Raw genomic sequence first — 14,861 nt, 5'->3', positions numbered from 1 at the left:
GGAAGATTTTATCCGGACAATGGTCTTTTAAGGGGCTATTTTTCTTACTAAGAATACAGACTTTGTACTGTTTTTCTCCCTTGTCACCTAGTCCACCTTGTCCACCTTGTCTTGTCCTTGTCAGGGGAGGGGACTGGATTTTATTGTTTTTTGTGTGTTCCCCAATCCTTCCCAATCCTTCCCAATCCTTCCTATTCCCTGTTCGATGTGTTCCCTGTTCCCTAAGATAAAAATTACCTGTTGAAAATTTATCAAACATCCTCTTAGAGACTATGGCATAGGACTTTTGAGTTTTGCTATATAAACCTGCTATTTGTACTCCTTCAGCTTGTAGTTTCCCCATCATCATTTTGAAAGGGACTTTTGCCAATTTGCAGTTGTTTTTTCGTTTTTTTCAGTTGTTTCCATAAAGCTTTGATTTGTTCGTAAGCTTCTTCTGGGGTGAGCTTTCCACCAGTCTCTAAATTACAGATATAACTGATACGTTGAGCAAATTCCTGCAAATTTGCATTAAAAACCAAATTTTCCGGCTTGACATGACCATAGTAGCGTCCACGAGGATAGAGAAAATCATCTTTGTTCATTATTTTTTTCTCCATTTTTGTTGTGTTTATTTTCCATCAATAAATTCTCGAACTGTATCCCACGCAACTTTTTTTATTCTTGTCTTCTTTGTCTAAAATCATGGGTTTTTTTGTACTTGAAAGTTTTTAATATAACTAAATAATTAACTACCCTCAATTTTTTTCTCAGACCCAATTAGTTTACATTAAGACTTTAATCATACCGGGGTGAGACAAGAAATGGTTAATTATGATTGGGAATTTCAAACATTAAGTCAAACCTCAAACCTTTGACAAAAAGCTGTATAAACAATTTACAGAACATTTTGTGTAAGTGAGATACAGTAGGGCGACATGATTCCTACCCTACGGGAGTTTTAAGATTAATACTCGCTCCTCATTTACCTGTAATCTGCTGTATTTACTTAATTGGCAAAATATGATAGTTTTATAGTCTGATTGTTGAGAACTTATTTCATTAAATTATCATTAAATGATAAACTAGATTTTGTCAATTGATTACATATTTTATCCTTGATCACCTTTTTTCAGGTGTATGTGCTTGATATCAGCTAACCAACTATAGCTAACTCAGCACCAATGGCGGATATTGAAGCACAAAAGATAAAATAGTTAAGCCTAAAAGGTCGAAAACTACCCACAGCGTACAAATTTATCTCATATCATGTCTGTTTATCCCCAGTTATACGAAGGCAAAGCTAAAATTCTCTATGCAACGGACGAGCCAGAAGTCCTGTTAGCTGATTTCAAAGATGATGCCACGGCTTTTAATGCCCAGAAACGTGGCAGTATTATCAACAAGGGAAAAATTAACTGTAGCATTTCTAGCCGGCTATTTCAGCACTTAGAAACACAAGGTATAAAAACACACTATATTGACAGTCCTCAACCGCATCAAATGCGAGTCAAGGCTGTGAAGATTGTGCCACTAGAAGTAGTGGTGAGAAATATTGCCGCAGGAAGTCTGTGTCAGCAAACAGGATTACCAATAGGTACAGTGCTCAAACAACCTTTAGTGGAATTTTATTACAAAAATGACCAGTTGGGAGATCCACTGTTAACACGCGATCGCCTATTCCTCTTAAAACTAGCAACACCGGAACAAGTAGAGACAATTCACAATCTAGCATTGCAAGTCAACGAATTTCTCCGGGGCTTTTGGCAGCAGTGCGGCATTACCCTAGTAGACTTCAAACTAGAATTTGGTTTGGACTCAAAACAGCAGATACTCTTGGCAGATGAAATCAGCCCGGATACCTGCCGTTTATGGAACACAGGCGAAGCAGATCCTAACTTGAGGGTGATGGATAAAGACCGTTTCCGTCGGGATTTGGGAAATGTAGAAAATGCTTACCAGGAGGTATTAGAAAGAGTGCTAAAAGCAGTAGAAACTAAAACTTGAAATGGTCAAAAGCAAAAAGTCAGAATCAATAGTTTTTGACTGATGCTTTGTGAACCATCAGTAAATAGGCAATAGGAAGCAACTTGATTTGCACCTGGGGTCTTGTGCATAAGAGTAATGGTGTGTGGATGTGATAGCTTGCGTGGCGTAGCCATAGAGGAATTGAAAGAACATGCGTTTATCTCCGGTATGGATGGCATTTGTAGCAGTTGCAGCGCCACTAGGCATCTGTGGGAGTGCAAATGCCCAAAGTATTAATAATTCAGAACAGACAACAGAGGTTTTTAGTCCTGGGTTCAATCAGCAGTCAGCAATTGAAACCAAAAATCAGTCTTTGTTCACGGTTACCCCCGTGAAATCATCGCAGAAGACAACAGCAGAAGTAATTGTCCCCACCTTAACAAGCCTGAAAGTTGATTCGGTTCCGGAAATTGCCCCCCCAGTGCTCACGGCTCAAACTACTCCCGATGGAGAAAATTCCAGTACTCCAAGCTCAGAACCTCGAGTACTGGTATCAGAAGTAGTTGTCAGATCAGAAAAGGGACAACTAACACCGGAACTAGAAAGGCAAGTTTACAGCGTCATTCGTACTCAACCAGGTCGCACAACAACCAGATCTGAACTGCAAGAAGATATTAATGCCATCTTTGCCACTGGGTTCTTTGCCAACGTTGAAGCAGTGCCAGAAGATACAGCTATTGGCGTACGGGTAAGCTTTATTGTCCAACTTAACCCCGTCCTCACCAAAGTACAAGTGCAAGCTAATCCGGGAACTGATGTTCCCTCGGTACTAGCTCCCGGTACTGTGGATGCAGTCTTTGGTGAGCAATATGGTCAAGTCCTCAACCTGAGACAATTCCAAGCAGGTATCCAGCAGTTAACTAAAAAGTACCAAGAACAAGGTTACGTATTAGCCAACCTCATTGGCTCACCACAAATTTCGGAAACCGGCCTTGTCACCCTACAAATAGCCGAAGGGGTGGTAGAAAATATTCAGGTCCGCTTCCAGGATCGCGAAGGTCGGGAGGTAGATGAAAACGGAGAACCAATTCAGGGACGAACCCAAGAATATATAATTACCCGAGAAATGCAGTTAAGTCCAGGAGAAGTATTTAACCGGGACATAGTACAAACAGACCTCCAGAGGGTATTTGGACTGGGGCTATTTGAAGATGTCAACATATCTCTTGACCCTGGTACTGACCCTAGTCAGGTAAAAGTAGTAGTGAACGTAGCCGAACGTACTAGTGGGTCTATTGCAGCTGGAGCCGGGTTTAGTTCTGCCAGTGGATTATTTGGGACTGTAAGCTATCAGCAGCAAAACCTAGGAGGAAGAAACCAAAACCTAGGAGCCGAAGTACAGATCGGACAACGGGAGCTGCTTTTTGATCTGCGGTTTACAGACCCCTGGATTGCCGGTGACCCCTATAGAACTTCTTATACAACAAATATTTTTCGCCGCAGTTCAGTTTCATTAATTTTTGACGGCAAAGATGAGAATATAAGGACATTTCAACCAGGTGAAACCGACGGCGATAGACCTCGTGTTCTCCGATTAGGTGGTGGTGTTAATTTTAACCGTCCATTATCTCCCAATCCCTATGAAAGATCAGAATGGAGTGCTTCAGCCGGATTGCAGTATCAACGAATTTCCACCCGTGATGCTGATGGTAATATCAGACCGGAAGGAGCCGCAGTATTCGAGGATGGAGTGCCCACAGAAACAGTTCCTCTAAGCCTCTCAGGGGGAGGTGAAGATGACTTAGTGTTATTACAACTAGGCGCACAGCGCGACCTGCGTAATAACCAATTGCAACCAACAGCAGGTTCTTTGCTACGCTTTGGTGTGGATCAGTCCGTACCAGTGGGACTAGGTAGCATTTTTCTAACCAGACTCCGGGGTAACTATAGTCAATACTTACCTGTGAGGTTGACCAACTTCGCACCGGGGGCGCAAACCCTAGCCTTTAACGTGCAAGGCGGAACAATTCTGGGTGACTTACCGCCCTATGAAGCTTTTACCCTAGGCGGTAGCAACTCTGTGCGGGGTTACGAAGAAGGAGCCTTAACCAGTGGACGCAGTTATGTCCAAGCCTCTGTTGAGTATCGCTTCCCTGTATTCTCAGTGGTTAACGGCGCACTGTTTGTTGATGTCGGTAGTGACTTAGGAACCACAACTCAGGCGGCTAACGTCCTCAACAAAAACGGTAGTGGCTACGGTTACGGTTTGGGTGTGCGTGTACAATCGCCACTAGGCCCCATTCGGATTGACTACGGCATTAACGATGACGGCGATAGTCGCATCAATTTTGGTATTGGTGAAAGGTTTTAACGGCACTTGCTAATTTTGGCATTTGCCTCAATACTATTCCGATAAGGGGTCATCACCGAAACTGCAAATGAATCACATATTAACTTTTAGCTCATGGAACAACACACCATAGCAGGAGAAATCACTCAAACTGGAGTGGGACTGCATAGTGGTGTGAGTACCCATGTGCGCATATTCCCAGCTTCATCTGGGAGTGGGCGGTACTTTGTGCGGGTGGATTTGCCAGATTTACCAATCATTCCGGCTCAAGTTACCGCCGTCAGTCAAACTCTGCTCTCTACTCAATTGGGCCAAGGTGAAGCTGGCGTGCGCACAGTGGAGCACTTATTAGCAGCCCTGGCCGGTATGGGTGTCGATAACGCCCGCATTGAAATTGATGGACCAGAAGTACCACTATTAGACGGTTCAGCACAGGTTTGGACTGACAGTATTACTCAAGTTGGCTTAGTGTCGCAACCAACTAGTAAACCAGTTCCCTTGGTGGTGAAACAGCCCATCTGGATTTATGAAAATGATGCTTTTGCTTGCGCCCTTCCAGCATCAATAACCCGTTTTAGTTACGAGATTGATTTTGAACTGTCGGCTATTGGCAACCAATGGTACAGTTGGTCATTGAGTGACAACTTTGTGGCGGAAATTGCTCCGGCTCGTACTTTTGGGTTACTACACCAAATTGAATACTTACAGAAAACCGGGTTAATTAAGGGTGGTAGCTTGGATAACGCCCTTGTTTGTGGGTCAGAAGGTTGGGTAAATCCACCACTCAGGTTTGAAAATGAACCAGTTCGTCATAAAATATTAGATTTAGTAGGAGATTTGAGTTTATTGGGAAATTTTCCTCAAGCTCATTTCTTAGCATATAAAGCCAGCCACAATTTACACATTCAACTGGCTCGGAAAATTTTAGAACAGGAATCGGGTAAAATCTAAAATCTCAGGTTTTCACCCATGACTACTTAATTCATTAATTACAAATTCAACACAGCGCTAATGGCAATTGTCACCCCAGTGAATAGTCCCGATACTACTACACCTACATCTACCCCAGAAAAAAGTACTGAAATTAAAACCACATTTTCATCTGAAGAAATTCAGAAATTGCTACCCCACCGTTACCCATTCCTATTGGTAGATAAAATCATTGACTATGTTCCCGAAAAACTGGCTGTAGGCGTTAAAAATGTCACTGTCAATGAACCACAGTTCCAGGGACATTTCCCAGAACGTCCCCTGATGCCTGGAGTGCTGATTGTTGAAGCAATGGCACAGGTTGGGGGTATTATTCTTAAGCAATTACCAGGGTTTGAGGAGGGACTATTTGTGTTTGCTGGTATCGATAAAGTGCGATTCCGCCGCCAGGTAGTTCCGGGAGATCAGCTAGTGATGACAGTAGAACTATTGTGGATAAAACAACGTCGTTTCGCTAAAGTACAAGCCCGTGCAGAGGTTGACGGTCAACTTGCTACTGAAGGCGAATTAATGTTTTCTCGAATTAACTAATAAGCTGTCGAGTGGGTAAAGCCGTGGTTGACTCTTAAGCTCGACTTCCATAAATAACAAAACATCATCCAGTCTAGATTTTCGTTGCTCTTACACACAACTTGCTTTGCTCGACACTTTTGGCCACTGATTGTATAAACGCCATTAATCGCGTTTCTACACTTAAAAAAGTTCTGGAGATTCACCCTTGAAAACGCTTATTCATCCCACTGCTGTAATTCATCCTCAATCGGAACTTCACCCAACAGTGCAAGTCGGTGCCTATGCTGTGATTGGAGCTAATGTCAAAGTCGGCATGGAAACAATTATTGGCCCTCATGTCGTGCTAGAAGGTCCTTGTGAGATTGGAGCGCGAAATCAGATTTTTCCCGGTGCTGCTATTGGTATGGAACCCCAGGATCTCAAGTTTGTTGGCGAACCAACTTGGGTGAAAATTGGTGACAATAACTTAATTCGTGAATATGTCACTATTAACCGTGCTACTGGGGCGGGTGAGGCTACGGTGATTGGCAATAATAACCTGTTAATGGCTTACGTACACGTTGCTCATAACTGCATAATTGAAGACCACGTGATTATTCCTAACTCCGTGGCCTTGGCGGGTCACGTCCATATAGAGTCACGCGCCAGGTTGGGCGGAGTTTTAGGGGTGCATCAATTTGTACATATTGGTCAACACGCAATGGTCGGGGGAATGGCACGTATTGACCGCGATGTGCCTCCTTATATGTTGGTGGAGGGAAATCCTGCACGGGTGAGAACTCTGAATCTAGTAGGGTTAAAACGTTCTGGGATGAGTTCTGAGGATTTACAAGTTTTGAAAAAGGCTTTTCGGCTTCTCTATCGCTCTGGCTTAAGTTTTAAGGAGGCTTTAGAAGCACTCGAACAACTCGGAGACAGTGAACAACTGCAATCCCTGCGTCGTTTTCTCCTACTTTCTCAAATGTCTGGAAGACGTGGGTTAATTCCGGGAAGGAAAAAAACCAGCCCCCATGATGACTCTTGAATTTATACAGCTTTTATTGGGGTGAGATGGACAAGAACGGGCATCATTCCCACCCCGGAATAGTTTTATCATTCACTGTAGTGCCTATATTCGTTAAATATACTGTATTTTATCAGTATAATGTAACTACTTATTTATCCGTTGTTAAATATGAATTTTTATTAATTATCAAATGCGTATATTTATCAGCACAGGGGAAGTATCTGGGGATTTGCAAGGCTCATTGCTGATTCAGGCAATTAAGCGTCAATCCGCTGGTTTAAAATTAGAAATTGTGGCCCTGGGTGGGGAAAAAATGGCAGCCCAGGGCGCTACTATTTTGGGGAAAACTAGTGGTATTGGTTCTATGGGTTTGGTGGAATCTTTGCCTTATATTTTCCCTACTATTAGGGTACAACGTCAGGCGATCGCTTTTTTGCAACAATACCCCCCTGATTTAGTCATACTAATTGATTATATGGGACCTAATCTGGGCATTGGTACTTATATGCAAAAGCATTTACCACAGATACCAGTGGTTTATTACATCGCTCCCCAAGAGTGGGTCTGGTCTATTGGTTTACGTAATACATCCCGTATTGTCAGCTTTACAGATAAACTCTTGGCTATCTTCCCAGAAGAAGCCCGTTATTTTCGCGAGAATGGCGCACAAGTGCAGTGGGTTGGTCACCCCCTAGTTGACAGAATGCAAGATGCACCCAGTCGCTCAGTAGCTCGGGCTAAATTGCAAATTCCACCCGCACAAAAGGCGATCGCACTCCTCCCAGCTTCTCGTCATCAAGAGTTAAAATACCTCTTACCAGTAATTTTTCAAGCTGCTCAAACTATTCAAGCTCAATTACCATTCGTCCATTTTTGGATTCCCCTATCTCTGGAAGCTTACAGACAACCCATAGAAACAGCTATTCAACGTTATGGTTTACGGGCGACAATTCTGTGCGAGCAACAAAAAGAACTATTTGCCGCCGCTGATCTGGCTATCACTAAATCTGGTACGGTTAATCTAGAACTGGCTTTATTAAATGTGCCCCAAGTTGTGGTTTATCGCCTCAACCCCTTGACTGTTTGGATTGCTCGCAACATTCTTAAAGGTTCTATACCTTTTGCTTCACCAGTTAATTTAGTGGTGATGAAGCCCATTGTACCAGAATTCCTACAAGAACAAGCGACACCGGAAAATATTCTCCAAGCATCCATGGAATTACTCTTAAATCCTGAGCGCCGACAGCAAACTTTCGCAGATTATACCCAAATGCGTCAGCTGTTGGGGGAGGTAGGTGTATGCGATCGCGCTGCTGCAGAGATTTTGCAAATGTTACCAGGTCTTGGAAAGTAGGAAATAATCACTAGAAGCAGATGAAACAAAACCGCCCTATTGCTGTGGATTTATTTGCTGGTGCTGGGGGGATGACCCTCGGTTTTGAACAAGCTGGCTTTGATGTATTAGCATCTGTAGAAATCGACCCTATCCACTGTGCAACCCACAAGTTTAATTTTCCCTTTTGGAGTGTTTTATGTCAGCCTGTTGAAGAAACTACCAGTCAACATATTAGACAAAATTCGGCTATTGGTAATCAAGAAATTGATGTCGTCTTTGGTGGTCCGCCCTGTCAGGGATTCTCATTAATAGGTAAACGTTCTTTTCAAGACCCTAGAAATTCCTTGGTATTTCATTATATTAGATTAGTATTAGCACTCCAGCCCAAGTTTTTTGTCATGGAAAATGTCAAAGGAATGACTGCGGGAAAACATCAAGAATTTATTGCACAAATTATTAATGAATTTGAGAGTAATGGTTATCAAGTTAAACAAAAATATCAGGTTTTAAATTCTGCTCATTTTGGAGTTCCCCAAAATCGCGAACGGTTATTTATTCTCGGTTGTCGTCATGATTTAGAATTACCAAATTATCCAGACACCATTACTCAACCAGCTAAACAAAAGAAATCAGGATTCTCTCATCAATTAAACTTAAGTCCGACAGTTTGGGAAGCATTGCAAGATTTACCAGAGATTGAAAAATATGATGAATTGTATCAACGTGATTGGGTAGTTGCAGAGTTGGGAAAGCCGAGTGATTACGGTCTATTACTGCGTGGTTTAAATTCGGCAAATAATGACTATGGATATCAACGTCACTATGACTCTACCATCTTGACCTCCAGTTTAAGAACAAGGCATAGTTTAGAGTCTATGACCAGATTTGCAGCTACACTTCCTGGTACAACCGAAAAAATTAGCCGCTTCTATAAACTTCACCCCCAAGGTATTTGTAATACTCTCAGAGCAGGTACACCTAGTAATCGCGGAGCTTTTACCTCCCCTAGACCTATACATCCGTTTATACCCAGATGTATTACTGTGCGGGAAGCAGCGCGGTTACATTCTTATCCTGATTGGTTTAGGTTTCATTGCACAAAATGGCACGGATTTAGACAGATAGGTAATTCTGTTCCTCCTTTATTAGCTAAAGCTGTAGGGTTAGAAATTATTAAATGTTTAGACTTAAAGTTAGATAAACCCACAAAAATACAAGATTTGGGAGATGAAAGTTTACTGAATTTGGATATGACAGCAGCAGCTAAATACTTTAACGTTAACCCGCATATTATACAACCTAGATTTAGAAAATGAAATATAAATCAGCAGTCTTACACAACAATTATAATAAGTTATGAGTAAAGAAGGTATATATAACTCTATAGTTACTGGCATCTTTAATCGATATTACCAACCCGGTTTAGATAAATTTGAATTTAACCGTGAAGAGCTTACAGAAATAGCTAATGAATTAGCTATTAAACCTCCTAAAAATCTCGGCGATATTCTTTATTCCTATCGATATAGAAGACCACTTCCCAAATCTATAACAGATACAGCACCATCCGGAATGGAGTGGATTATAGAGTCAAAAGGTACTAGTATTTATAGGTTTCAACTTGTGCAAATTAACAGAATTATTCCTAATTCAAATCTCAGACAAATTAAAATACCTGATGCTACACCCGAAATAATTAATAAATATATGTCAGGTGATGAGCAAGCTCTTTTAACCAAAATACGTTACAATCGTTTAGTGGATATATTCTTGGGAATTACAGCTTACTCTTTACAAAACCACTTAAGGACTACGGTTACAGGAATAGGTCAAATAGAAATTGATGAAATTTATGTAGCTGTAAATTGTCATGGTACACAGTTTATTATACCTGTGCAAGCTAAAGCAGGTAATGATCAGCTTGGTGTTGTTCAAACAAAACAAGATATTGGCTATTGTAATGAAAAATTTCCTGAGCTAAGTCGTTCCATATCAGCACAATTTATGGATAGCAATTTAATTGCCATGTTTGAACTAGCAATAGAGGAAAGTGAAGTAAAAATCGTTCAAGAAAAACATTATAAACTAGTTCCTGCTAATCATATTTCTACAGTAGATTTGCAAAATTATCGCAATTGCGAATAAATTATACTACACTTTATTTCTGTAAAGGCAAATTAGTCTATAATCCAGGAAAACTTGAAGTTACTGATATGACCACTGAGAACATTACAGCAATAATTCTCACTTATGATACATAATCCATTTTCCCGGGTCAGGGTTCGTTATCTGTTCGCCAAGGGTCTACTGGTATCCTTACTGTCCGGTATTTGTTTAGGTTATGTGCAAGGAATTAACGGACTCACACTTAATAATCAAGTTGTTGTCCTGGTGCTGTATATTTTAATATTTGGATTGCTTTGCCTGTGGATATTCGCAGACTTCAATCGTTTAGGAATTAATCTGCGGTATGTTGTGGGTATTCTGCCGAGTAACTATAAATGGTTACCGACGGTGGGCTTAGTTATTCTGGTTATAGTGTTTTCACTTAGTGCCTATCTAGTCTCATTTTCCCTGTTGTCGTGGTTCGCTCCTTCTTTGATAGAGGAACTCCTGCGCCAAGTAGCCAGTAATGCTTCTGCTCACAGTTCAGCACCTTTACTAGACAACTTACTGAGTGCGATCGCAATTATAGTCGTGGCTCCCATCGCGGAAGAATTTATCTTCCGGGGGGTTATACTGCAACGATGGGCTACCAAGTGGGGTATCCGTACAGCTTTGATTGTCTCCTCTGTCCTGTTTGGAATTTTACACCCAAATTTCCTGGGATTATCTATGTTTGGTTTTGTTATGGGTGTGCTATATATCAAGACCCGAACATTAATTGTGCCTATAGCTTGTCATGGGTTAAATAATTTACTAGCACTAACAGCAGGGTTTTTCTCTAATCAGCCACAAACTACCTCATCGCTGGATAACTTAGAACAATTGCGTTCCGGTTGGTGGGTAGGAGTTTTGTTGATGTTAATATCTTTGCCTGGGTTAATTCGGTTTTTATCCCGGAATTGGCCGCGCCAGAATGCACCAACCCCTTACTTAATCAACGCATCCCAAGCAAATACATAAGTCTAGTGTAGTCAAACAACAGAAATATATTCTTTAATGATGTAGAAATGTATAGAATCTTGTAAAGATATAAAATATAGTTCTAAAAATGCAAACACTCGAGCTTTCTTCCTCTCATCTGGTAGTACAACCAAAGCCATTTCAGTCTTTGAGAATTATTGCACTAGGAGATAGCTTAGTTTATGGCTTTGGCGACCCAGAAACAGGGGGTTGGGTTGAACAACTGCGGCGCTGGTGGATGTTGCCCGATAGTTCTGGTCATGTATTATATAATTTGGGGGTGAGAGGCGATCGCACCCAGCAAGTAGCACAAAGGCTAGAAGTAGAATTTCGCCATCGAGGTGAATTAAGAAATCGGCTTCCCGACCTGATGATTCTCTCCGTCGGTGTGAATGATTCCGCCCGATTAAAAAGTAGCCAGGGTCGTAATTATACAGATTTCGCTGTATTTAAAACCGAAATTGCTGCTCTGCTCGCACAAGCACAAAAACTTTGCCCTGTGTTGTTTGTGGGGATGGTTCCTGTGGATGAAAGCAAAATGCCTTTTTTAGATTGCTTTTATTATAATCACAGCGACCAGTACCGTTATAAAGAAGTTACTAAACTTGCTTGTCAGCAACGGCAAATTCCTTACTTAGATATTTTCGATCAATGGATGTCCCGTGATGAATCGTGGCGGTTACAGCGCTTAGGTGTAGATGGTCTTCACCCCAATACCCTCGGTTATCAAACTTTGTTAGCAGACGTGATGAACTGGGAAGCACTAGCAGCCTACAATCAGAAGGCCAATGGAAAAATTAACCCCCATGAGGGGGTGTAAATTTAGACTCAATTTCCAAGGGCGCTAAAATCTCTCTGTTTCTTGCGGTTGTGTCACTGCTCCGGGCTGAGAGGTGAAAAAGTTTTGAGCAGCTTGGTTTTGGTAAATACATCTAATGTCAGGGTTTTCACTGTCCAAGTTACCTGTAAAGCCAAAGGTATTTAAACGACTCCTACATTCTCTGACTTGGCTTGATGATACAAGGTTACGTTGCTCTAAAATTGCCCAGTTATTTTGGCGCAGAACGCACCCAGGACGCATACTTGGTTGAGCAACATAGACGTTAAACGGGTTGAGAGTAACAAACAGTCTCGCGTCCATGACCATTGCACTAGCCCCAAACTGCACACAAATCTCAGGGTTAGGCGCTTTAGTATCTATGAATTCACGAGAAGCGACATTTGCCGGGGTTAAAGTGGTTGTGGAACTAAAGGCAATACCAATTCCAATACCCAACACCAGCACCCCCGCCAAAATGGCGATAGTAGAGATGTTGAACAGGGGGGATTGTAAAGCCGAGGATTTAGAAGTATTGGCTGGTCTACCAGTAGATTTACGTCTCATTTTCGCTCTGATTACCTTCAGCACTGAGAAAGTAGGGAGTTAGCTCAACTGGCCTCCCTTTGACAGTATGACGATTCTTAATTGTAGTTCTGTTTTGCGATCGCCTTTGGCACAGGGCGGAGGGACATCGCCACTGGAAATTTAGCAAATTTCCAGCGACGATATGGTTCCCTTGATTAGACAGCTTGATAACTAGCAGAGTATGTGTCTTTGAGAGGTTGCCAACTGAAGGCACGCGCCCCCCCTCTCTCTACTACTACTTTTACTCTGGGTTCCAAGCTAGGTAAGGTGGCTAAAAACTCAACTTCCTGATCTGCGAGAATATTCCCTTCAATGATCCACAACACCAGCCCCTTTGAATTTGGTGGTAGCTGTTCTAGATTGTAGGTAACAATCGGTGGAATATAATATACATAACCTACCGCAGCACCACTACTAGAGCTTTTTTTACCCAGGTGAGGTGGTCTGACTCCATGAACTCCTGTGAGATAGGCAGCTACGTCGCCCAACCCCCTGGCGGTAATATGAAGATCGACATAGCCAGTAGCCCTCAGTCGGCGGCGATATCGACCTTCAAAACCTCCTTCCAAAGGTACGTAAACACCAAGGGAACCAAATTTTTCCAGATCGCGAATGAAAGCGTTGCCAGTGGTAATCAGTGCCATAAATTTTCTTTCGTCTTATCCCACTCAGATATCTCTATTATTCACCCTGAAGCAGGATTAGGTTCAAGTATTCAGGACATCACCTGTAATCAAAAACTATTTTAAAGATTTCTCGACAAAAATCAATAGATGATTTATGATATTAGATTGTGACCTCCGAGCGTAAAAACTGACTACTCAATTTTCTGTGGGTTCTTAGATTTCTTAGATGTTTAACATCTCCGGGCAATAATAAACTTAGCTTAAAGTTGTCAGAGACTGGTACACTAGAAAAACTCGCAGGTTAACAAAGAGTTAGTGGCTAAATAAACCCAGCCCATAAACGACTCTGTACTACATTCACTCCTAATATCCCTGAAAACCCAGGGAACATCTTAAGCTGTAGTTTAAGATTAAAGTGTTGAGTGAAGCAAAAACTGAGGGGTAATGTTAGTTTCATAACATTGCAGCGAACTTAGTTAACGGATACTGAGCGGGAGAAAACCGCTTAAGTCCCACCACAGCACGGCAGTAGCAAATGATAGGGCAAAGACCACTAACAGCACTGCCTCCAGAAAGTGCCTAAGTAATTGCTTGGACGAAAGCATTACTGCACAAAGTGCAAAGCTTAAAAGCATTGCTCTGAAATTCCAAGAGTTGTTTTTTTCGCCCAGAAAAAAAAGCTTGTGGCTGTTCTGGTGACCAGGTGAGTGAAAGTAAACGGATTCACCAAACAGTAAAGACACAGCTAGTTGTGTCCTTAAAGGTATGGTGTAGTACTACCTACCCGAAATTTCCGAGGGTCGTCCAACCTCAATCGGCACTGATACAAGTGTAAAAGTGCGATCAACAGTCCGATTCCAACACCAGCAAGTATATAAGGAGAACCAGTTACTGTGTCTGTAGGTATTCTCGGCACCAAACTGGGCATGACCCAAGTTTTCGACGAAGATGGAGTATCAATTCCAGTCACCGTCGTTCAAGCGGGGCCATGCACTGTTACACAAGTTAAAACAAAACAGACCGACGGTTACAGCGCCATCCAAGTTGGTTATGGTGAAGTCAAACCCAAGGCGTTGAATAGACCTCTGCTGGGTCACTTGGCAAAATCATCTGCTCCAGCTTTACGTCATTTAAACGAATATCTCACAGATAGCGCTAGTGATTATACTTTAGGTCAAGAACTTAAGGCGGATATTTTTACTGAAGGTCAAATTGTCGATGTAGTCGGTACCAGTATCGGTCGCGGTTTTGCGGGTAACCAAAAGCGTAACAACTTTGGCCGCGGACCGATGTCACACGGTTCTAAAAACCATAGAGCGCCAGGTTCCATTGGCGCTGGTACAACCCCTGGTCGTGTTTATCCCGGTAAACGGATGGCAGGACGTTTGGGTGGTAGTCGGGTGACAATTCGCAAGTTGACCGTGGTGCGAGTAGACCCGGAACGCAACTTACTATTAATTAAAGGAGCCATTCCTGGTAAGCCGGGGTCCTTAGTGAATATTCTGCCTACAAAGAAAGTTGGTAAGTAGTCATTACTCATGAACTAAAGAAAAAAGGCAAAA

The 14,861-nt window shown here is 42.1% G+C and carries 15 protein-coding genes; 11 read left to right on the top strand and 4 right to left on the bottom strand.

All coding sequences use genetic code 11. The features are described 5' to 3' along the window. Positions 1-323 precede the first annotated feature (323 nt). Positions 324-599: a DUF7219 family protein gene (locus tag PN457_RS06970; protein WP_271732247.1), complete on the bottom strand. Its 276-nt coding sequence runs from the start codon at positions 597-599 to the stop codon at positions 324-326. Between the two features lie 649 nt (positions 600-1,248). Between PN457_RS06970 and purC the strand changes: the two genes are divergently transcribed. The 10 genes from purC to PN457_RS06920 all read left to right on the top strand — a co-directional run bounded on the left by purC (position 1,249) and on the right by PN457_RS06920 (position 12,088). After that, entirely contained in the window at positions 1,249-1,986 is a 738-nt protein-coding gene (purC, locus tag PN457_RS06965) for a phosphoribosylaminoimidazolesuccinocarboxamide synthase (protein WP_271732246.1), read from the top strand. A gap of 172 nt (positions 1,987-2,158) precedes the next feature. Further along, positions 2,159-4,318 carry a BamA/TamA family outer membrane protein gene (locus tag PN457_RS06960; RefSeq protein ID WP_271732245.1) on the top strand — a complete coding sequence of 720 codons (2,160 nt, stop codon included), beginning with the start codon at positions 2,159-2,161 and terminating at the stop codon, positions 4,316-4,318. Positions 4,319-4,411: 93 nt separating this feature from the next. Beyond that, positions 4,412-5,248: a UDP-3-O-acyl-N-acetylglucosamine deacetylase gene (gene lpxC, locus PN457_RS06955; protein ID WP_271732244.1), complete on the top strand. Its 837-nt coding sequence runs from the start codon at positions 4,412-4,414 to the stop codon at positions 5,246-5,248. 60 nt (positions 5,249-5,308) lie between these two features. After that, a complete protein-coding gene (fabZ, locus tag PN457_RS06950) occupies positions 5,309-5,818 on the top strand; it encodes a 3-hydroxyacyl-ACP dehydratase FabZ (protein WP_271732243.1) in 510 nt (169 codons plus the stop codon). 187 nt (positions 5,819-6,005) lie between these two features. Further along, positions 6,006-6,824 carry an acyl-ACP--UDP-N-acetylglucosamine O-acyltransferase gene (gene lpxA, locus PN457_RS06945; RefSeq protein ID WP_271732242.1) on the top strand — a complete coding sequence of 273 codons (819 nt, stop codon included), beginning with the start codon at positions 6,006-6,008 and terminating at the stop codon, positions 6,822-6,824. A 172-nt stretch (positions 6,825-6,996) separates the two neighbouring features. Beyond that, a complete protein-coding gene (gene lpxB, locus PN457_RS06940; RefSeq protein WP_271732241.1) occupies positions 6,997-8,160 on the top strand; it encodes a lipid-A-disaccharide synthase in 1,164 nt (387 codons plus the stop codon). Positions 8,161-8,180: 20 nt separating this feature from the next. Further along, positions 8,181-9,458 (top strand): DNA cytosine methyltransferase, encoded by a 1,278-nt coding sequence (locus PN457_RS06935; RefSeq protein ID WP_271732238.1) that lies wholly within the window; start codon positions 8,181-8,183, stop codon positions 9,456-9,458. A 40-nt stretch (positions 9,459-9,498) separates the two neighbouring features. Next, entirely contained in the window at positions 9,499-10,287 is a 789-nt protein-coding gene (locus tag PN457_RS06930) for a hypothetical protein (protein ID WP_271732236.1), read from the top strand. A gap of 105 nt (positions 10,288-10,392) precedes the next feature. Then, positions 10,393-11,268: a CPBP family intramembrane glutamic endopeptidase gene (locus PN457_RS06925; protein ID WP_271732234.1), complete on the top strand. Its 876-nt coding sequence runs from the start codon at positions 10,393-10,395 to the stop codon at positions 11,266-11,268. Positions 11,269-11,356: 88 nt separating this feature from the next. After that, entirely contained in the window at positions 11,357-12,088 is a 732-nt protein-coding gene (locus PN457_RS06920) for a GDSL-type esterase/lipase family protein (protein WP_271732233.1), read from the top strand. 24 nt (positions 12,089-12,112) lie between these two features. On the opposite strand, the gene PN457_RS06915 is transcribed toward PN457_RS06920, so the two are convergent. From PN457_RS06915 to ndhN, 3 genes are read right to left on the bottom strand one after another with little or no spacing between them, the layout of a single operon-like run. Continuing rightward, on the bottom strand, positions 12,113-12,652 hold the full coding sequence (locus tag PN457_RS06915; protein ID WP_271732232.1) for a DUF3172 domain-containing protein: 540 nt from the start codon (positions 12,650-12,652) through the stop codon (positions 12,113-12,115). After that, the gene (locus PN457_RS06910) at positions 12,642-12,800 is read right to left on the bottom strand and encodes a hypothetical protein (protein ID WP_271732230.1); all 159 of its coding nucleotides are present in this window, start codon (positions 12,798-12,800) and stop codon (positions 12,642-12,644) included. Before PN457_RS06910 ends, PN457_RS06915 begins: the two co-directional genes overlap by 11 nt. A 28-nt stretch (positions 12,801-12,828) precedes the next feature. After that, on the bottom strand, positions 12,829-13,317 hold the full coding sequence (ndhN, locus tag PN457_RS06905) for an NAD(P)H-quinone oxidoreductase subunit N (RefSeq protein WP_271732229.1): 489 nt from the start codon (positions 13,315-13,317) through the stop codon (positions 12,829-12,831). An 875-nt stretch (positions 13,318-14,192) separates the two neighbouring features. Between ndhN and rplC the strand changes: the two genes are divergently transcribed. Then, entirely contained in the window at positions 14,193-14,828 is a 636-nt protein-coding gene (gene rplC, locus PN457_RS06900) for a 50S ribosomal protein L3 (protein WP_271732228.1), read from the top strand. The last annotated feature ends 33 nt before the right edge of the window (positions 14,829-14,861 follow it).

It is taken from the genome of Anabaenopsis arnoldii, assembly GCF_028331025.1.
Classification (GTDB): domain Bacteria; phylum Cyanobacteriota; class Cyanobacteriia; order Cyanobacteriales; family Nostocaceae; genus Anabaenopsis; species Anabaenopsis arnoldii.
The sequence above is the reverse complement of the archived record's forward strand: the minus strand, read 5'-3'. Positions and strand labels throughout refer to the sequence as shown.